This is a genomic window from Pseudomonas sp. B3(2017) (genome assembly GCF_002113595.1).
In the GTDB taxonomy this organism is placed as follows: domain Bacteria; phylum Pseudomonadota; class Gammaproteobacteria; order Pseudomonadales; family Pseudomonadaceae; genus Aquipseudomonas; species Aquipseudomonas ekonensis.
On the sequence record NZ_NEIU01000011.1, the window covers coordinates 108045 to 126792 of the forward strand.

15 protein-coding genes are annotated in these 18748 nt (G+C 63.7%); 4 read left to right on the forward strand and 11 right to left on the reverse strand.

Going from position 1 to position 18748, the window contains the following annotated elements:
- Nucleotides 1–402: 402 nt before the first annotated feature.
- The 4 genes from CAG33_RS17425 to CAG33_RS17440 all read right to left on the reverse strand — a co-directional run bounded on the left by CAG33_RS17425 (nt 403) and on the right by CAG33_RS17440 (nt 4205).
- A complete protein-coding gene (locus tag CAG33_RS17425) occupies nt 403–1488 on the reverse strand; it encodes a polyamine ABC transporter substrate-binding protein (protein WP_085583145.1) in 1086 nt (361 codons plus the stop codon).
- A 66-nt stretch (nt 1489–1554) separates the two neighbouring features.
- On the reverse strand, nt 1555–1899 hold the full coding sequence (locus CAG33_RS17430) for a cupin domain-containing protein (RefSeq protein WP_085583147.1): 345 nt from the start codon (nt 1897–1899) through the stop codon (nt 1555–1557).
- A 32-nt stretch (nt 1900–1931) separates the two neighbouring features.
- On the reverse strand, nt 1932–3338 hold the full coding sequence (locus CAG33_RS17435) for an FAD-binding oxidoreductase (RefSeq protein WP_085639663.1): 1407 nt from the start codon (nt 3336–3338) through the stop codon (nt 1932–1934).
- Between the two features lie 51 nt (nt 3339–3389).
- Complete coding sequence (locus CAG33_RS17440) at nt 3390–4205, reverse strand: AraC family transcriptional regulator (RefSeq protein ID WP_085583151.1); 816 nt, start codon at nt 4203–4205, stop codon at nt 3390–3392.
- Between the two features lie 265 nt (nt 4206–4470).
- Here CAG33_RS17440 and CAG33_RS17445 point away from each other — a divergent pair, with 265 nt between their 5' ends.
- Nucleotides 4471–4743: a DUF1652 domain-containing protein gene (locus CAG33_RS17445; RefSeq protein WP_085583289.1), complete on the forward strand. Its 273-nt coding sequence runs from the start codon at nt 4471–4473 to the stop codon at nt 4741–4743.
- 61 nt (nt 4744–4804) lie between these two features.
- On the opposite strand, the gene CAG33_RS17450 is transcribed toward CAG33_RS17445, so the two are convergent.
- Both CAG33_RS17450 and CAG33_RS28530 read right to left on the reverse strand, forming a co-directional pair.
- Entirely contained in the window at nt 4805–7279 is a 2475-nt protein-coding gene (locus CAG33_RS17450; protein WP_085639766.1) for a UvrD-helicase domain-containing protein, read from the reverse strand.
- A gap of 81 nt (nt 7280–7360) precedes the next feature.
- Complete coding sequence (locus CAG33_RS28530) at nt 7361–7531, reverse strand: hypothetical protein (RefSeq protein ID WP_170930050.1); 171 nt, start codon at nt 7529–7531, stop codon at nt 7361–7363.
- On the opposite strand from CAG33_RS28530, the gene CAG33_RS17455 reads away from it, so the two are divergent.
- On the forward strand, nt 7530–8225 hold the full coding sequence (locus CAG33_RS17455; RefSeq protein WP_085639666.1) for a pirin family protein: 696 nt from the start codon (nt 7530–7532) through the stop codon (nt 8223–8225). The genes CAG33_RS28530 and CAG33_RS17455 overlap by 2 nt on opposite strands.
- A gap of 158 nt (nt 8226–8383) precedes the next feature.
- On the opposite strand, the gene pgm is transcribed toward CAG33_RS17455, so the two are convergent.
- The 4 genes from pgm to CAG33_RS17475 form a co-directional block, all read right to left on the reverse strand.
- Nucleotides 8384–10030 (reverse strand): phosphoglucomutase (alpha-D-glucose-1,6-bisphosphate-dependent), encoded by a 1647-nt coding sequence (pgm, locus tag CAG33_RS17460; RefSeq protein WP_085632478.1) that lies wholly within the window; start codon nt 10028–10030, stop codon nt 8384–8386.
- 106 nt (nt 10031–10136) lie between these two features.
- Nucleotides 10137–11537 carry an aminotransferase class I/II-fold pyridoxal phosphate-dependent enzyme gene (locus CAG33_RS17465; protein WP_085639669.1) on the reverse strand — a complete coding sequence of 467 codons (1401 nt, stop codon included), beginning with the start codon at nt 11535–11537 and terminating at the stop codon, nt 10137–10139.
- 48 nt (nt 11538–11585) lie between these two features.
- Nucleotides 11586–13043, reverse strand: coding sequence for a hypothetical protein (locus tag CAG33_RS17470; RefSeq protein ID WP_085639672.1), 1458 nt, complete (start codon nt 13041–13043; stop codon nt 11586–11588).
- 536 nt (nt 13044–13579) lie between these two features.
- Entirely contained in the window at nt 13580–14602 is a 1023-nt protein-coding gene (locus CAG33_RS17475) for a zinc-dependent alcohol dehydrogenase family protein (RefSeq protein WP_085583161.1), read from the reverse strand.
- A 270-nt stretch (nt 14603–14872) separates the two neighbouring features.
- On the opposite strand from CAG33_RS17475, the gene CAG33_RS17480 reads away from it, so the two are divergent.
- On the forward strand, nt 14873–15787 hold the full coding sequence (locus CAG33_RS17480; RefSeq protein WP_085583163.1) for a LysR family transcriptional regulator: 915 nt from the start codon (nt 14873–14875) through the stop codon (nt 15785–15787).
- A gap of 54 nt (nt 15788–15841) precedes the next feature.
- Here the strand turns inward: CAG33_RS17480 and CAG33_RS17485 are convergent, their stop codons facing one another.
- A complete protein-coding gene (locus tag CAG33_RS17485) occupies nt 15842–17248 on the reverse strand; it encodes an amidase (RefSeq protein WP_085632470.1) in 1407 nt (468 codons plus the stop codon).
- Between the two features lie 505 nt (nt 17249–17753).
- Here CAG33_RS17485 and CAG33_RS17490 point away from each other — a divergent pair.
- On the forward strand, nt 17754–18704 hold the full coding sequence (locus CAG33_RS17490; RefSeq protein WP_085632468.1) for a fatty acid desaturase: 951 nt from the start codon (nt 17754–17756) through the stop codon (nt 18702–18704).
- Nucleotides 18705–18748: the final 44 nt, after the last annotated feature.

Sequence of the window (18748 nt, forward strand, 5' to 3'; positions counted from 1 at the left end):
GATAGCGACAACCTCTGGCGAGATTGTCCTATCACTCGCCCAATGAAGGCATTCGCAACCTGACACAATTTGAAATCGAACGTCTAGCGTTTTTTCGAACTCAAAACGAACTTTTCCGCAAAGCTCCCGTAAACAAAGCATGTGCTGTTGGACAATTGTTTGAACTTTGGTGAATTTGCCGAATTGTCTGACGATTTCTTATTTAAATATTAAATAGGGGTTAATTGTTTTTTGCCGAAGGCGTCTCACTTTCCTGCACTTTATTAGTGCAACCGGGCGTAGGCCGGCACCTGAACGACAGTAGGAGCGAGCCTGCCCGCGATGCGCATCCTTCAACGTGACTGCCGAGGGATCCACGCATCGCGAGCAGGCTCGCTCCTACGTTTTTTTGGGGGGGATTGATCAGCTGCCGGTGCGGATCTTGTTCCATACGCGGGTACGGATCCGGTCGATGTTGAGGGGCATCGCCTCCAGCGCGAACAGCTTGCCCATCATCTCGGGGCTCGGATAGACCTTGGTGTCGCCCTTGATGGCCGGGTCGATCAGACCGTCAGCCTGTTCGTTGCCGTTGGCGTAGTGCACGTAGTTGCTGATGCCGGCCATCACATCCGGGCGCAGCAGGTAGTTCATGAACGCGTAGCCGGCCTTCTCGTCAGGCGCGTCGGCCGGCATCGCGACCATGTCGAACCAGATGGCGGCGCCCTCCTTGGGGATCGAATAGCCGATCTCGACGCCGTTCTTCGCCTCTTTGGCGCGGTTTTCCGCCTGCAGGATGTCGCCGGAGAAGCCCACCGCCACGCAGATGTCGCCGTTGGCCAGGTCGCTGGTGTACTTGGAGGAATGGAAGTAGCTGACATAAGGCCGCACCTTCATCAGCAGCGCTTCGGCCTTCTTGTAGTCCTCGGGGTTCTTGCTGTGGTGCGGCAAGCCCAGGTAGTTGAGCGCCGCCGGCAGCAGTTCCGGGCCGTTGTCGAGGATCGCCACCCCGCACTTCTGCAGCTTCTGCATGTACTCGGGCTTGAAGATCAGGTCCCAGGAATCCAGCGGCGCACCCTCGCCCAGCACAGCCTTGACCTTGGCCACGTTATAGCCGATGCCGGTGCTGCCCCACAGGTACGGGAAGCCGTGTTCGTTGCCCGGATCGTTGGTCTGCAGCGCCTTGAGCAGCACCGGGTTGAGGTTCTTCCAGTTCGGCAGCTGGCTCTTGTCGAGCTTCTTCAGCGCCCCGCCCTGGATCTGCCGCGCCATGAAATGGTTGGAGGGAAACACCACGTCGTAGCCGGACTTGCCGGTCATCAGCTTGCCGTCGAGGGTTTCGTTGCTGTCGTAGACGTCGTAGGTGACGCCCAGGCCCGTGTCCTTCTCGAAGTTCTTCGCGGTGTCCGGCGCAATGTAGTCGGACCAGTTGTAGACCTTGACCGTGTCGGCCGCGTGGCTGAGCGAGGCGACCAGCAGCAGCGGCGCCAGTGAGAGGGTTTTCTGGATCATGGGGATACCTGTGGGTGCTGTTGTCTTTTTTGTCGTGAAGCGGGCAGGCAATCAAAGATCGGAAAGTCAGAAAATCAGGACATAGGTCTTGCGCACGGTCTCCTGGATGTCCCAGACGCCGAGCGTGTTCGCCGGCAGCATCAAGGCGTCGCCGCCCTGGATGTGCAGGGTTTCGCCGCCGCCGTCGGGGGTGAAGGTGCAGCGGCCGGAAATGAAATGGCAGAACTCCTGGGCGGTGATCTGCCGGCGCCAGCGGCCGGGCGTGCACGCCCAGACGCCGGTTTCGACGCCGTCGTCGCGCTCGACGCTGGTGGTCGAGGCGACCGCCACCGGCGTGCCGAGGGGAACGGCCACCGGATTGGATTCATCCAGCGGCATCGTGGCGGTGTTTTTGAACTGGGTGATGCTCATAGGGCTACCTGTCTTGGGATTGAAGCTGGGGTTCAATGCATGAAACCTTCCATGAAGCCCGCCACCCGGGTGGCCAGCTTGCGCCGCCAGGGCGCCGTGGCCGGGTTGGCCAGGGTCTGGTCCTCATGGACGAAGCTCTTGATGATCGCGTTGTAGCCCAGCCACCGGCACGGCTCCGGCTCCCAGGCGCGCAGCGCGTGGATCCCGCCGTCCGGCAGCACCCAGGGCTGGCGCACCAGCTCGCTGTCGCGCTCCAGGATCAGGTCGGCCAAGGTGCGCCCGCCCAGGTTGCTGGCGCCGACGCCCTCGCCGCCGTAGCCGCCGGACAAGGCGATGCCGTTGGCGCGATCGCAGAGCATGTGCGGCTTGAAGTGCCGGGACATGCCGAGGTTGCCGCCCCAGCCGTGGGTGATCTGCACGTTTTTCAGTTGCGGGAACAGCTCGCCGAACAGATAGCGACGCAGCTGCACTTCATCGCGGGTCAGGTCGAAGTCGTGCCGCAGCCTGCCGGCGAACCGGTAGCCGCCCCGGGCCCCGAAGATCAGGCGGTTGTCGGCGCTGCGCTGGCCGTACGTGACTTGGCGGCTGAACTCGCTGAACGCCTGGCCGCCATTGAGGCCGATCTCGTCCCAGACCGCCGCCGACAGCGGTTCGGTGGCGACGATCAGGCTTTGCACCGGCAACTGATAGCGGCCCAGCGGCGGCAGCGTCACCGAATAGCCCTCGACGGCCGGCACGATCCAGCGGCTGCGCACGCTGGCCTTGTCGGTGCGCAGGCTGCCGGCCTGCCAATGGGTGACCGGACTGTTTTCGTAGATCTTCACGCCCATGCGCTGGACGGCGCGGGCCAGGCCGCGCACCAGTTTGGCCGGGTGAAGGGTCGCCACGTGGGGGGCGAAGATCGCGCCGTACGGCTTGGCGATCCGCAGCTGCTGCGCCAACTGCTCGGGGCCGAGCCAGCGGTAGTCGTTGTCGCTCAGGCCCTGGGCGTGCAGCTTGTCGAGGTACTGGCGCAGGCTCGCCGCCTGTTCCGGGTAACGCGCGGCGCAGTACAGCACACCGCCCTTGCGGTAATCGCAGTCGATGCCTTCGCGCTCAAGAACAACTTCCACTTCATCGGGAATGCTGTGCAGCAGGTCGTAGGACGCCCGGCGCTCTTGGGGAGACAGCCCGGCCAGCAAGCGGTCCTCGCCCAGCAGGTTGCCCATCAGCCAGCCGCCGTTGCGCCCGGACGCGCCGAACCCGGCGGTCTGCGCCTCGACGATGGCGATGTCCAGGCCCGGCGCCAGCCGCTTGAGGTAGTACGCCGTCCACAGCCCTGTGTAGCCGGCGCCGATGATCGCCACGTCGACGTCCAGGTCCTGCTCCAGCGCCGGCCGCGCGGTCAGCGGCTCGTCGAGCTGATCCATCCACAAACTGATGTTGCGCCACGCCGGCATGCAAGACTCCGCCAATCAAAAGGTCGATGGCGGCGATCCTAGTGGCTGGACTCAAGGGCTGTCTTGCGCGCGTGCCCGCAAAGAAATTTGTTTGGCGTAAGCCTTGGGCGACTGCCCGGTGTGCTGGCGAAAGCAGCTGTAGAACGCCGACAGCGAGTTGAAGCCGGCAGCGAAGGCCCGTTCATCGATGCGCAGCGGCGGCGTGGCGGTGTCCAGGCCCCGCAACACATGTTGCAGGCGGGCCTGATTGACGTAGCGATAGAAGCTTTGCCCCAGCACCTGGTTGAGCAAGTAGGAAATCTGGTTGCGGCTGTAGCCGCACTCCTTCGCCACCCGCTGCAGGTCCAGTTCCGGGTCGAGGTACGGTTGCTGGCGCTGGAAATAGCTTTGCAGGTCATCGGCCATGAAGCTCAACTGGCGCGGCGACAACCCCAGGCGGCTCGCCGCCGGGCGCCGGTTCGACGCCTGGGCCGCAGCGGCCGTTTCCCGCACCAGCGAGGCGTATTCGTTGACGCGCCAGATCAAGCCGTCCTTGACGGTGATCGCTTCGCTGGAGCGGAACGACACCAGGCCGCTGCCGCCGCGCAACGTCACCTCGTACTGAATGAACGCCGTGTTGCCGTCGATGCGGATCCGGTCGCAATGCTCCAGCGCTTCGTCGGATTCGCGCGGCATGCTGACCCGCACGTACTCGCGCAGTTCATCGAGGCCGAGCACACGGTTCTGGAAAAAGTCGTTGTACTGGATGGCCGGATGGTAGAGCGCCATCACGCTGTCCAGATCCCGGCGCTTCCAGCTCAGGTGATAGCGCATGACCGTTTCGCGGGTGGCCGGGGACTGCTCCGGGCCGTCGTCGTCGGCGTGCATAAGGATCTCTGCCAAAAGCACCGAGCTTGCCCAACTTCAGACGCCCGGGCAATGACCGAACCGCGGCGGCACTTCGTCGGCCGCAGCCGTATGGTTCGTGACTTACATCAAAATAATCCGCGCAATCGCCAAACGGCCTGAAAATTCTCACAGGATTTTCACATCCAGGTGCTACTTTTAATGGCACCCACCGGTTGAGCCAATGAAGGCTCTTCCCACCTACCCTGAGCAAACGGAAGCGCTCGATGAAGAAGGCGGGCAACACATGAATAGAGCCTCAAGCAAAGTCACCTTTCCCAATGCCTGCCAGCTGATGCGCTGGCATTTTCATCCCATGGGATTCGAGGCGAAGATGGACGCACCGGGCAGCATGATCGCCCGTCTGTTCGACCGCGCCAGCGGCGAAACCCTGATCGCGATCGCGGGCATTCCCTGCGCCACCGTGATGAACGCTGCGGATGTCGAACGAATAATCGAGGCGGTCGAGGATGAACTGGACGCGTTCACTCCTCCGGAATCGTTGAGAAGTTACGCATAACCACATGATCCATAAAGAAAAAGCCCGCTAGCGATAGCGGGCTTTTTGTTGGTCGGTCGATTCAGGCGGTCTTTTTCTCCGGGCGCCGGTCGGCGAAGAACGGCTTGCCCCCATCGACCCTGTCCGATGCCCGCGGCATGTTCACCGCTGGCCCGTCCTGGGGTTCGACATACCAATAGCAGTGACTGACCGCACGGGTGATACCGACGTAGGCCAAGCGCAGGATCTCATCCTTTTGCGCACTGTCGTACGGCTCGCTGTCGCCGGCCTTGCCCAGGCCAGCCATGCGGTAGACCTGGTTCTTGTAGGGGGAACTGGTCAAATGCTGGCAGTCTCCCAGCATGAACACCGCGTCGGCCTGCAGGCCCTTGGCGCTGTGAAAGGTCAGTTGCTTCAGGCGCCGGGCGTCGTACGGCAAGCTAGAATCCACATTAACTACGGACTGAATATGCTGTTCAATCAATGACTTATCGCTACTTTTTCGATACAGCATCAAGATCGAATCGCCTTTCCGGTAATGCTCCGCCAAACGCTGGGCCAATGCGGCGTCATCGCGCTCCATAACGTTGACCGGCCGCAGTTCGCCGGCCTCGCCGCAGGCCTTGGCCTTTTTCCCGGGAATCGCCGGAGCGGCCCGCACCACATGCTCCGCCGCATCGATGATGTGCTGGTGGCTGCGGTAGTTCTCGCTGAGCATCACCCGCGTGGTGGCCGGCGACGGGAACTCGGTGTTGAAGGCCATGAAGTAGCTCGGCGAACTGCCGCGCCAGCCGTAGATGGACTGCCAGTCATCGCCCACGCACAGCAGCGACGAGCGTTGCGCCCCGCGCCCGACATGCATGGACGGCCCGCGGCTGCGGATCTCGCCCAGGCTGGCGCGGATCCACGAGACGATCTGCGGCGAAACGTCCTGAAACTCGTCGATCATCAGGTGCGACATCGGCCGCAGCAGGTCATCGCCGAGCAGTTTGAGGTTTTCCGGCGAGTGCTCGCTGAACAGCGCGAACATGCGGTTGTAGGTCATGACCGGCGGCTTCTGATCCAGCAGGTGATCTTCCAGGGCGCGCCAAAACAGGCTCAAGGCCTCGAAGAAGAACCGGTCGGGGTCGTCCTTGGCGAAACTCATGCGGCCGACCGCGTCCGGCACGTCCAGCCCCAGGTTCTCGATGAAGCCGGCGGCGCCGACGAAACAGTCGAGCAGCGGTGCGGAAGCCAACTCGCCTTTGACCTTGTAGTCGAAGCCGGGGCCTGCGCTCGCATCCCCCGCCAGCGTGGCCAGAACCCGCTTCGACATTTCGTAATTGTCCAACCAAATCAATGGTTTACGACAGAAAGCTTGAAACAGGGTGCGTTTCACGGCCCACTCGGCGCGCACCGTCAGCTTGGCGCCCGGCCGGCAGGTCTGGGGGTTTTCGCCGGCATCGAAGCCGAGCACGACCCAGGCATCCAGGCTCGGGATGTAGCCGTGGCAATGGAAACGGGCACCGTTGATCTCAAAGGTCTGGCGGTTCGGCTCGATCCCCTTGATCGGCCAGGCCCCGGCCCGGAACCACAAGTCCTCAATCACGTCGCACAGCTCTTCATCGCGTTTGGCGGCCAGTTCGGTCACCGCCATGCGCTTCTGCACGTCCGGGTGGTCGCGCTCCAGCTCCTTGAGCTGCAAGGCATGCCGCGACAATGGCTGGACCAACTGACGGAAACGCTCATCCTCGGTGTACAAGCGGTGGTAACAGGCATTGAGCCGCTGGCGCTGGGCCTCGTTGATGCGCAGGTCGAACGGATTGCTGTCTGCCTCGTCATCGCCGCCCTGGGGCCGGTTGCTGAGGTTCTCGAAGGCCTGCAACCGCTCGAACCCCGGCAGGCTGCGCACCATCGGCAGGATGAGCGAGTGGAACGTGCGCACCAGGTCGCGCGCCTGCTTCTGCTCCAGCGGCCGCCCCCACAGGGCGAACAGTTCGATCAGCTTCCTGATGAAGTCCCGGCGCGATTCGCGGGTGAACGTCACCACGGTCATCGAGTCGAGCTCGAAGCCCAGGTAATGGGTCAGCAGCAGGATCCGCAGCACCAGGGTCGTCGACTTGCCGGCGCCGGCACCGGCCACCACGGACGTCGACGGCGTGTCGCTGAAGATCATCTTCCACTGCGCCGCGCTCGGCTGGGCCTGGGCCGGCAGCAGGCGCGCCACATCGGCCTTCATCCGCTTCTTCAGCTCCGGGGTGAGCGGCAGGCGCCAGTCATCGAACAGGTGGTCATCGATGGACGGCGGCCGATGTTCGGTGCTGCGGCTGTCACGGATCAGCAGCATCTGGCGGCCCTCTTCCAGTCCGTCCTGCCGGCCTTCCTTATAGCCGTACTCGACGCCGGCGGTGTGGCCGCTGCGAAAGCCGTCGGCCTGACCGTGCAGCCACGACGACCGGTGCTGGGCGCGCAAGCGGGTCAGGCCGTGCCCCAGGAAACGGGCGGCCAGGCGCTTGAACCACGGCATCTCGGCCAAGGGGCGAAGTTCGGGAGGAAGATCGGGGGTGTGCTGCGCCACGCTGACGGACTCCGGCATCTGAAACGGTTGAGCGCTATGGTGTCTGGAATTGCTTTCGAGTTCTAGCGAAATGCTTGCGCGTCATGGGGTTAGACGACGAATTGAAGGCTGGGTGAGACCGTTTCGAGGTTCATAAACATCGATCGATTCGATTGTTATGGCGCACTTTTTACGCTTTTTATCGATGACTCCCTGATAGATGATGCCCGTCATCCCCCGCTGCTCCGGGAACCTATCGAGGATCACGACCATGCTTGAACTCCGACCTTTCAGCTCGCTGGGCGGCGCCCACCACGGCTGGCTGGATGCCCATCACCATTTTTCGTTCGCCGAGTACTACGACCCCCAACGCATGAGCTGGGGCAACCTGCGCGTGTGGAACGACGACATCATCGCGCCCGGCACCGGCTTTCCCACCCATCCGCACCGGGACATGGAAATCATCACCTATGTCCGTGAAGGCGCGATCAGCCACCAGGACAACCTGGGCAACAAGGGCCGCACCGAAGCGGGCGATGTGCAAGTGATGAGCGCCGGCACCGGCATCGCGCACAGCGAATACAACCTCGAAGCGGGCGACACCAAGATCTTCCAGATCTGGATCCTGCCGACCGAAACCGGCGCGCCGCCCTCTTGGGGCGCCAAGCCCTTCCCCAAAGGCGAGCGCGAGGGTTTCGTGACGCTGGCCAGCGGCAAGGACGGCGATGACCAGAGCCTGCGCATCCGCGCCGATGCGCGCCTGGTGGCCGCCAATCTCAAGGCCGGCGAAACGGCGGAGTATCGCCTGGACGCCGGACGCCGTGCCTATCTGGTGCCGGCCACCGGCGTCATCGAGGTCAACGGTGTGCGCGCCCAGGCCCGGGACGGCGTCGCGGTGGCCCAGGAACAGGTGTTGACGGTCACGGCCATCGAAGACAGCGAGGTCGTCCTGGTGGACCTGGCCTGACGGCCGAACACGCAGGCAAAAAAAGGGGCGACCGTAGTGGTCGCCCCTTTCTGTTTCACGCATCACTGTCAGGCTCTTCCAACATCTTCAGTGCCTGAACCACCGCTTTCGCGGGCAAGCCCGCGCCCGCAGAGGCCAGGGTGCAGCAGGATCCGTGGTCACTTCGCGCTGATCGCACCGTCCACCAGGGTCTGCGCCTCGGCCACCAGTTGCTTGAGGTGGTCGTCGCCGATGAAGCTTTCGGCGTAGATCTTGTAGATGTCCTCGGTGCCCGACGGACGCGCCGCGAACCAGCCGTTTTCGGTCATCACCTTCAGGCCGCCGATGGCCTGGTCGTTGCCCGGCGCGTGGCTGAGGATGCTCTGGATCTTCTCGCCCGCCAGTTCGGTCGAGGTGACCTGCTGCGGCGACAGCTTGCTCAGCAGCGCCTTCTGCTCAGGGTTGGCCTTGGCGTCCACGCGCACCGAGAACGGCTCGCCCAGCTCGTCGGTCAGGGCACGGTAGGCCTGGCTCGGATCGCGGCCGGTGCGGGCGGTCATTTCGGCGGCCAGCAGCGAAGGGATCAGGCCGTCCTTGTCGGTGCTCCAGACGCCGCCGTCCTTGCGCAGGAACGAGGCGCCGGCGCTTTCTTCGCCGCCGAAGCCGAGCGAACCGTCGAACAGGCCGTCAGCGAACCACTTGAAGCCCACCGGCACTTCGTACAGACGACGGCCCAGACGCTTGGCGACGCGGTCGATCAGCCCGCTGCTGACCACGGTCTTGCCCACGGCGGCATCGGCGCGCCATTGCGGACGGTTCTGGAACAGGTAGTCGATGGCCACGGCCAGGTAATTGTTCGGTGCCAACAGGCCACCGCTCGGGGTGACGATGCCGTGACGGTCGTGATCCGGGTCGCAGGCGAACGCCACGTCGAAGCGTTCCTTGAGGCCGATCAGGCCTTGCATGGCGTGGCTGGAGGACGGGTCCATGCGGATCTGGCCATCCCAGTCGACAGTCATGAAGCGGAAGGTCGAGTCGACCTGCTTGTTCACCACCTCCAGATCCAGACGGTAGTGCTCGGCGATCGCCGACCAGTAGCGCACCCCTGCTCCGCCCAACGGATCGACGCCCAGGCGCAGCTTGGCTGCGCGGATCGCGTCGAAGTCGATGACGTTGATCAGGTCGGCCACGTAGGTGTTGACGTAGTCGTGGCGGTGGGTGGTGTCGGCCTTGAGCGCTTGCTCGTAGCTGATGCGTTTGACCCCGGCCAGCTTGTTGGCCAGCAGTTCGTTGGCCTTGGCTTCGATCCACTTGGTGATGTGGGTGTCGGCCGGGCCGCCGTTGGTCGGGTTGTATTTGTAGCCACCGCTTTGCGGCGGGTTGTGCGACGGGGTGATGACGATGCCGTCGGCCAGACCGGACGTGCGTCCGCGGTTGTAGCAAAGGATCGCGTGGGACACCGCCGGGGTCGGCGTGTATTCGTCGCCGGCGGCGATCATGACGGTCACGCCGTTGGCCGCCAGCACTTCCAGGGCGCTGGCGCCCGCCGGGGTCGACAGCGCATGGGTGTCGATGCCGACAAACAGCGGCCCGGTGATGCCTTGGGCTTCACGGTACAGGCAGATGGCCTGACTGATGGCCAGCACGTGCCACTCGTTGAAACTCAAGTCGAAGGAGCTGCCCCGGTGCCCGGAAGTGCCGAACGCCACACGCTGGGTGGAGACCGATGCATCCGGTTGACCTGTGTAATAGGCCGTTACCAGTCGCGGGATGTCGACCAACAGATCTGTCGGTGCCGGTTTGCCCGCAAAAGGACTGAGTGTCATGCAAAACCTCTGAGAGAGAGTGGTTCAGGAAATACCGCGCAGTTTACTGGCACTTCGACCGCAGTGCGATGGGATCTATCCTGACAACATTTAATGTTTTTTCCGCTCACCGCAGCGGCGCCAGACGCAGCGCATCCGCCAGCAGGCCTACCGTGCCCGAGGCATCCCGGGCATCCAGGCCGAGGGGGCTCAAACGCAGGTGCTGGGCATGCAACCCTTGCAGACTGAACAGCTCTCCAGGCGCGATCACCACCTGCTGCTTGAGCAGGCGCCGAAAGACGTCGCGCATGTCCACCGGGCGCCTGGCGCGCACCCAAAGCGTCGCCCCGCCCTGGGGCTCGACCACCTGCAGGCTCTCCCCCAGCCGCTCGCGCAACAGCTCGACCATGGGCGTGCGGTGCTCTCTCAAGCGGCGGCGCAACGACTCCAAGTGCTGATCGAGCCGCCCACTGTCATACAAGCGTGCGATCGCCTTCTGGCGGATAGGCGACAGGCGGAACGAACGCAACAGGAAATGCCGCTGCAGCTCCGTGCGCCACTGCCGTGACAGCAGGTAGCCGTACGGCGCCTCCGCACCGATGAACGTCTCGAAGCAGGAGAACACCAGCAGGCGGTCAGGGTCGAGCAAGTCGCGCAGGCGCAAGCGGTCGAGGCCTTCGTCGAGTTCGCTGTAGCAATCGTTCTCCAGCACCCAGGTGCCGTGCCGGGCCAGCAGGCGCGCGATGGACTGCCGGTTATCCGCCGGCACTTGGCTGCCCCGGGGCATGCTCAACCCGGAAGACAACAGGATCAGCGCCACCGACCGGGTCTTGAGCAGATCCTCCAGCCGCTGCGCATCGAGCCCGCCTGCGGCCTGCAACGGCAACTCGATCACCTGCACCTGCGCCGACTGCAGCAGGCGCAGGATCACCCAGTCGCACGGCGACTCGACCACCAGGGTGGCATGCCTGAGATCCAGCACGGCGATCAGAATCTCCAGCACCCCGCGCAGGTCGGCGCCGACGTACACGTCGTCCGCGTGCCAGCAGTGCCGGTGCGACGTGGTGTAGCGGGCCGCCACGGCTGCCCGCAACTGCTGCTCGCCGCAAGGAGGCGCCAGCCACTGCGACGGCCGGGGATACTGGCGCAGCAGCTCCCGCTCAAGCACCAGCAGCGGGCTGTCCAAAGGCTGGATCGACGCCGGCTCGTCACCGCTCAGCACTTTCATGCCCGGCCAGCGGGCACTGACATAGACGGTCTCCAGCAGGTCACGGTCGTCGTCCGGCGACGGCACAGACGAGACGGCGCGGGCGAAATAGCCGGACTTGGCGACCGAATACACCCGCCCTTCCTTCTCCAGCAGCGAGTAGGCGCACTGGATGGTCGATATCGACACGTTCAGACGGTCGGCCAGTTGCCGCAGGGACGGCAAACGGATGCTTTCATCCGGGCCACAGCCGGCCATCAGTCGGGTCAGGTAGCGGTACACCGCCTGATACGCAAAGTCGGTCTCCCGCCGCGCCTTCATGGGCGCCCGCCCGGCGCGATCCAGTCATTGTCGTGTGCGCCGCCCATCCTAACGTTCCTGGGAGCGGTCGCCCCCGAACGCGTCGTCACTCGTCGGCGACGCCGTTTCAAGCGGCCGCTGCGGTAGCGCCGGGACGGGCTCCATGGCATACAGCCGGCCGATGAGCCTGACGGGCAATCCGCTGACCTCCGTCATCCACTGCAACACCTGCTCCGGCGCGTGCAGGCCCTGCATCGCGCGGTGCAGATCCGGAATCGCCACCAGCATGCCGGGGTGGCAGGCCCGCAGGAAACGCTCAAGGCCTGCGCCGCTGTCGGTGAACGGCGCAAACAGCAGGCAGACGATCTGGTTTTCGTTGAGCCCGAAACGCGCCTGCAGGCCGGCCAGGGCCTTTTGCCTCAACTCTTCATACCCCTGGGGCTTGGCGAAGGTCGCGGCCAGATGCTCACAGACCGGTTCCGGCACCTGTCGGCGCCGCATGGCCGCCAGGCTGCGCTGCACAAACGCCTGGACGCCGGCCTCGTAGCTGTGCCCTTCCACGAACCGGGCCTGGAGGCCGCACAGGTAAGCGGCCACCAGCGGATCCGGGCATTCGTCGTCGAACAGCGCCGCGGACCATTCGTCCGCCTTGAACCCGAGGAACTCGCTGAGCAGGGGCCAACGGTCATCGAGCTTGGCGACGAGCATGTCGTGGACGTCGATGAACACCGTGCGCCGGCAGGCCTCGAACTGCCCTTCCGGACGCCAGGGCATGCGCTCGGGCTCGGTGTAGAGCCGGCGGTAGCAGTCGCCGTCGAGGCCGTCGAGCAGCGCGAACAATTGATCGTAGCTGCCCGAGTTGTCCGCCAGCGGCCCGATGCCGACCTTGCGCACCGCACGGTCCAGCCCGTCGATGAAGCGCCTCTGGCGCGCGGCGGAGTCGCAGCCGGCCAGCACATCGACGCCGTTGTTCCAGCGCGCCACCTGCCCATGGAACTCCGCCGTCGCCAGGTAGCGGTCGTCCCACAGCTCCAGCGCCTCGTTCCAGGTCCGGCGGTGCCCCACCATCAGCAGATTGATGCGGTTGGCCTCACTGCCGCCTTCGCTGATGGGCGCCTGGTGATCGAAAGGCATCACCTCGCGGTGATCGACCATCAGCAGCTCGACCCGCGGATCGTCGCAGAGAAACAGCGCGGCATGGCTGCGGTGCATGTTTTCGAGCGCGGCCAGGTCATTGCCTTCGTAGCGCAAGGTCGCCACCCGCAGCTGAAAGGTGGCCGGCGCGCGCCCGGCGATGCTCAACTGAGCGGCCCGCAGCATCGCCAGGGCGTAGCAACTGTCACGGGTGCCGGTCTGGACGGCCAGCACCTTGAACTCGCCGATGCGCTCGCTGCCGCCGGCCGCGACGACGAGCCGTTGAATAAGAAGTTGCAGCGCCGTGCGTTCTGCGCGGGAGAAAAAACTCAACAAGCGTTGCAGCACTTGCTGGTAGACATAATTCATTGCCTGATCATGGATTGTGCTCATCGGTCTCTTACCCGGTGCAGAAAAGTTTCATACCCCGCCGCCAAACTCAGTGGCACGGAATAATGGATCACTAATAAATAGACGCTGAATCCTAACACTTAAGATTTCGTAGTTATTTGAAACACTTGAGTGCCGCTCACCCCATGAAACCAGCGCAGGCCAAGGGCCGCAAGGGTTTTCCGGAAGCAAAAGAGAGTCCTAGGAAACTTCTTACGCAGTCCCACAAACAGTGACCACAAGAAATAAAGAATGCTTTTTGCAACCCGCCTACAACTTTTAAACAAGAATCGGCATATCGCAAAAAGACAAACAAGAGTATTCGCCCAGAAAAAACAGAATGCACAGCCATGGCTCATTCCTTGAGATGAAAGTAATCATTCAATTATCAGGGCTTGAAGGACGATTAGAAGATACAGATCCCAGGCAAAAACCGGTTCAGTTGCTGAACGGTTGCGGGCAGACGCCGGTGAGAGTCCGGCCAGGGGCGTGAAGCAAAGGAAGGAGTCCGTGGCGGCACGGACTCCTGGGCTTGAAGATCAGGCCGTTTCGACCTGCAGGGCCACGCGTTCGCGGCAAGGGCACTCATCCATGTAGCGGTGGGCCTCGACGAATTGGTCGAACGGGAACACCCGGGTCTTGAGCGGCACCAGCACGCGGTCGGCGGTGAACTGGTTGATGTCGCGCAGGGCCCGCTGCAGCGCGTCGCCGTCCTGCTTGATGCCCAGCTCAGGCTTGCCGGTGAAGTTGCCGATGCAGTGCACGAAGAACTGGATGTTCTTCTGAAAGGCGGCACAGGCCGGGAACGGCGTCTGGTTGCCGCCCTGCAGGCCATACAGCACCAGGCTGCCGCGCGGCGCCAGCACATCGCCGAGCAACGACATCTGCGGACCGCCGAGGCCGTCGAACACCATCTCGACGCCACGGTTGTCGGTGATCTTGTTGACGCGGGTCAACAGGTCTTCCTCTTCGGTGACGATGACCTTCTCGGCCCCCAGCGACAACAGGTATTCACGCTCTTCGGCCGTCTTGGTCGCGGCGATCACCTTGACGCCCAGCGCCTTGCCCAGCTGGACAAAGGAAGGCCCCGCGCAGTGGCTGGCGTCGGTGACCAGGGCGAACTGCCCGGGCTTGACCCGCGCCAGGTCCATGTAGGCGAAATAGGCGATCAGCAGCGGCGTGTAGTGGACGCTGGCCTCGATCGGCGTGAGCACGTCCGGATAGCGGGTCAGCGCGGTGCGCGGCATCACGATCAGCTCACCGTAGACCGGGTAGTCGTTGGGGCTCTCGGCCGGGAAGCTTGCGACCTTGTCGCCCACCGCCAGGTCCTCGATGCCTTCGCCGACGGCCGTGACCACGCCGGCCATTTCATGGCCCAGGCCCGAAGGCAGGCGGGCCTGGGACGACGCCAGGTTCTGGCGCCACAAGGTGTCGTACCAACTGATGCCGATCGCCTCGACGCGCACCTGCACTTCGCCAGGACCTGGCTGAGCGGCCGCATGCTCTTCGCACTTGAGCACCTCGGCCGGACCAAACTTGTGAAAACGGATCGTGCGGGACATCGCAAACCTCGTCAAAGTAACCTCTAATGCCCTGAACTCTATCTGGGCTTTCCGGCCAAGACCATCAGCGGCCATTAATAGTCGACATGCCTGTCATTGATTCCGCAGCATGGGCGGCATTGGCAGAATCCATGAGCGTAAGACCGGAACCCGCTCAGTAAAGCTCAATTTTCCGGTGCAGAGTACCAGCCTTTCCCCGTACTATTCATGCCGGCCATTGTTCTCATATGGTCGCTCTCGTCAAGCTTGATGACTCTGCCAGGACTCCAGATGAATCGTAATGACCTGCGTCGTGTCGACCTGAACCTGTTGATCGTTTTCGAAACGCTGATGCACGAACGCAGCGTGACCCGCGCCGCGGAAAAACTGTTCCTCGGCCAGCCGGCCATCAGCGCCGCGCTCTCGCGCCTGCGTGGCCTGTTCGACGATCCGCTGTTCGTGCGCACCGGCCGGAGCATGGAACCGTCCGCCCGCGCCGTGGAAATCTTCGCCCTGCTCTCCCCGGCCCTGGACTCGATCTCCACGGCGGTCAGCCGTGCGGCCGAGTTCGATCCGGCCACCAGCACGTCGGTGTTCCGCATCGGGCTGTCGGACGACGTCGAATTCGCCCTGCTGCCCATGCTGCTCAAACGCCTGCGCGCCGAAGCACCGGGCATCGTGCTGGTGGTGCGCCGGGTCAACTACATCCTGATGCCGAGCCTGCTGGCGTCCGGCGAAATCTCCATCGGCGTCAGCTACACCACCGACCTGCCGGCCAACGCAAAACGCAAGGTGCTGCGCCGCAGCCAGCCGAAACTGCTGCGCGCCGACACCGTGCCGGGGCCGTTGAGCCTGGACGACTACTGCGCGCGCCCGCACGCATTGGTGTCGTTCGCCGGCGACCTCAGCGGCTTCATCGACGAGGAACTGGAAAAGCTCGGCCGCAAGCGCCACGTGGTGCTGGCCGTGCCGCAGTTCAACGGCCTGAGCACCCTGCTGGCCGGCACTGACATCGTCGCCACCGTGCCGGACTACACCGCCGACGCCCTCACCGCCGCCGGCGGCGTCCGGGCCGAAGACCCGCCACTGCCCACCCGCACCTTCGAACTGCACATGGCCTGGCGCGGCTCGCAGGACAACGACCCGGGCGAGCGTTGGTTGCGGTCGAGGATTCAGATGTTCTTCGGCGATCCGGACAGCCTCTGAACACCCTCCATCACTCCTCCCCAGCCTCCAGCCCCCTGGAGGCCGCCCACGTTTTCAAACCTCGCCAAAAACCGCCGGCCGCCACCGCGCAAGCTGGCGTTCAAGCAGCGCGGCCAGCGCCAAGAGGCGCTGTTCCTTCCAGTGAGGGCCGATGATCTGGAGGCCGATCGGCAGGCCCAGTTCCGGGTCGAGCCCCACCGGCAGCACCACCACGGGCGAACCGGAGAGGCTGAAGGGGAACACGTAGCCGTACCGTGAGCGGCCGTCCAGCGATTCGCCCGGCTTGAACGCGACGTCCGGGAAGACCGGGCAGATCAGCACGTCGTGGTCGCGGAAGAAACTGCTGAGGCCGCGGCGGAAGGTATTGATGTAGGCCAGGTCGACCTTGAACTGATCGACGCTCAGTTCCGTCTCCCTGCTCGCCTGCACCAGGCCCTCCAGGCATGCCGAGAATTTGTCGCGCCCAAGGCTGGGCAGGAATTTGTCCCAGGCCCGGGCGGCATCGCCACCGGAAAGGAAGATGTTCCACAGGCTATCGCAGGCCTGCTCCATGCCCGGCGGCGCGACCTGGCTCACTTGCCCGACCTGCGGCTCCAACAGGCCGGCGACCCGTTGCAGCGCATCGCGCACCGAAGCGCGCACCGTCACGCCCGGCAGCTCATGGAACAGCGCGACCCGTGCCTTGGCGAGGGGCAGGTCATCCTCGAACGGTACGTCGACGGTGTCCGGGTCATGGCCGTCCGCCCCGGCGATCAGTTGCCCCAGCAGCTTGATGTCATCCACGTAGCGCCCCATGACGCCATAGGCCGATGTCATGTGGATCAGGCCGGTACGCTCCACCGGGTATTGACCGGTCAGGGGGACACGGCCCTGGGTCAGCTTGAACCCGCACACGCCGTTGAAATGCGCCGGGATGCGCAGGCTGCCCCCGGCATCCGAACCCAATCCTGCCGGGCTGCAACCTGCGGCGATGCCGGCGGCTTCCCCACCGCTGCTGCCGCCGGGGCTTCTGGACAGGTCGAAGGGGTTGAGGGTGCGTCCGTACAGGAAGTTTTCCGTCTCGAAGGACATGCACAGCTCCGGGACATTGGTGATCCCCAGGATCAGCGCCCCGGCCTCGCGCAGCCGCCGCACCACGGTGGCATCGGCCGGGCTCGGTGCGCCGTGCCATTCGGGCATGCCGCAGGACATCTTGAAGCCCTCGACATGACAGACGTCCTTGATGGTGATGGGCACGCCATGCAACGGCCCCAGCGCCTCTCCCGCCGCGACCCTGCGGTCCGCCGCCTGCGCCTGTTCGAGCAACCGGGCCGGATCGGCCGGCTGGACGATGGCGTTGATCGATCCGTTGCGCTCGGCGATGCGGCGCAGATAGAACTCGACAAGCTGTCGGCTGGTGACGTGTCCCTCACGAATGGCCCGTGCCATCTGGGCAATACTCAGCGCGTCAAAGTCCGTCATGAATGGCTTCCGTAAAAACACTGTTTGAAGGGTGCGGCGGGCATCGCCGGTGCCGCCATGGCGCCCGCACGGCGGGTCGGATGGGGCGAGCGTGCGCAAGAATAGGGGAAAAACCGGCCGTCACAAAAACCGGGCCACCCAGCCGACCGAACGTCGCGCATCGGGCAAATGCCCGTGTTTGCTGGGCGAGAAAACCGAACTGATTTTTTTCTCTTTTTTGTCCGCCAAAAGAGAAATAAAAATCCCGAAGCCTTTGTCATGACGGCAAAAAAAGCAAAAAACCTCTCACGCGGATTCAGATAATAGAGCTACAACACTTGCCGCCGGCAGCGGTTCACATGTCGGCGGCTCATAAATACCCAGGGCTCGCCTTAACGGACCGTGCCCCTGCCAGGATGGAACCTCTTCTCGCAACTTCTGCCCTTCTTCGATCATGCCGCTGCCTCATCAGCGAACGGCATCGGGCAACGTTGTCTCGCGAAAAGGCGCCACACAAGGAGTGGACATGCTTCAAAGTAAAGTCTTCAGGTACTCGTACTGGGATCTTGCATGCTGCCTGGTGATTCCGTTCCAGATCGCCGTCTATTGGCTGCTGGCCCTGAACTACGAACACCTTTCCCTGATCGCGCTGCTGGCCATGGTGCCTGTGCTGTTCGCCTTGTCCTTGCAGAATGCCGGCGCCAACCATAACCACTACCACACCCCGTTCTTTCGCATCCGCTGGATGAACACCCTGGTGCGGATGGGCTTTTCCATGACGGAAGCGCCCAAGACGCCCTACAACATCGGGCACGGCATTCACCATGTCACCCACCAGTCGTGGAACGACACGTCCATCCTGCGCATCCTCGGCCTCAAGCGCTCATTGCCCGGGCAACTCGTCAACTTCGGCCTGTTCGTTCTCGAATCGGTGGGCCTTAAGTATTTCGTCCTGCTGATCCTGCTCAAGCACTGGCCCCTGGAACGCGTCGCGGCGCTGGCCTCGCCCGACGACCCTGAACTGGGTGTCCGGGCGCTGAAGAAACTGCTGGAGCCGTCGAAGCTGAAAGCGGCGAAGTACGACCTGGCGGCCTGGTTCCTGTTCCGTCTGGTGCTGTGCCTGACCGACTGGCAGTTCTTCTTCTTTTATTTCATCCCGGTCACCTACCTGATCGACAGCCTGCGCCAGGGCGAGAACTACTTCCAGCACTGGGGCGCCACCGACCCCTTCGACCCCAAGCGCGACTCGGTCAGCTGCTACGGCAAGCTCTACAACTGGCTGACCTTCAATCTCGGCTACCACCAGGAACATCACTACAAGCCGGGCGTGCATTGGCTGAAGCTGCCCGAGCTGACCAAGGATCTGCCCAGCGACCGCCACACCGTGCCGTACTCGCACTACCTCAATGCACCTTTGATGTTTCCGCAACGCTCGGCCCAACTGAGGGCAGAGCGCGCCGCCCAGGCGCCTCAATGAGCTGAAGGCGGCCGTGCGCCGCCGTACCACGCTCCTCAACGAAA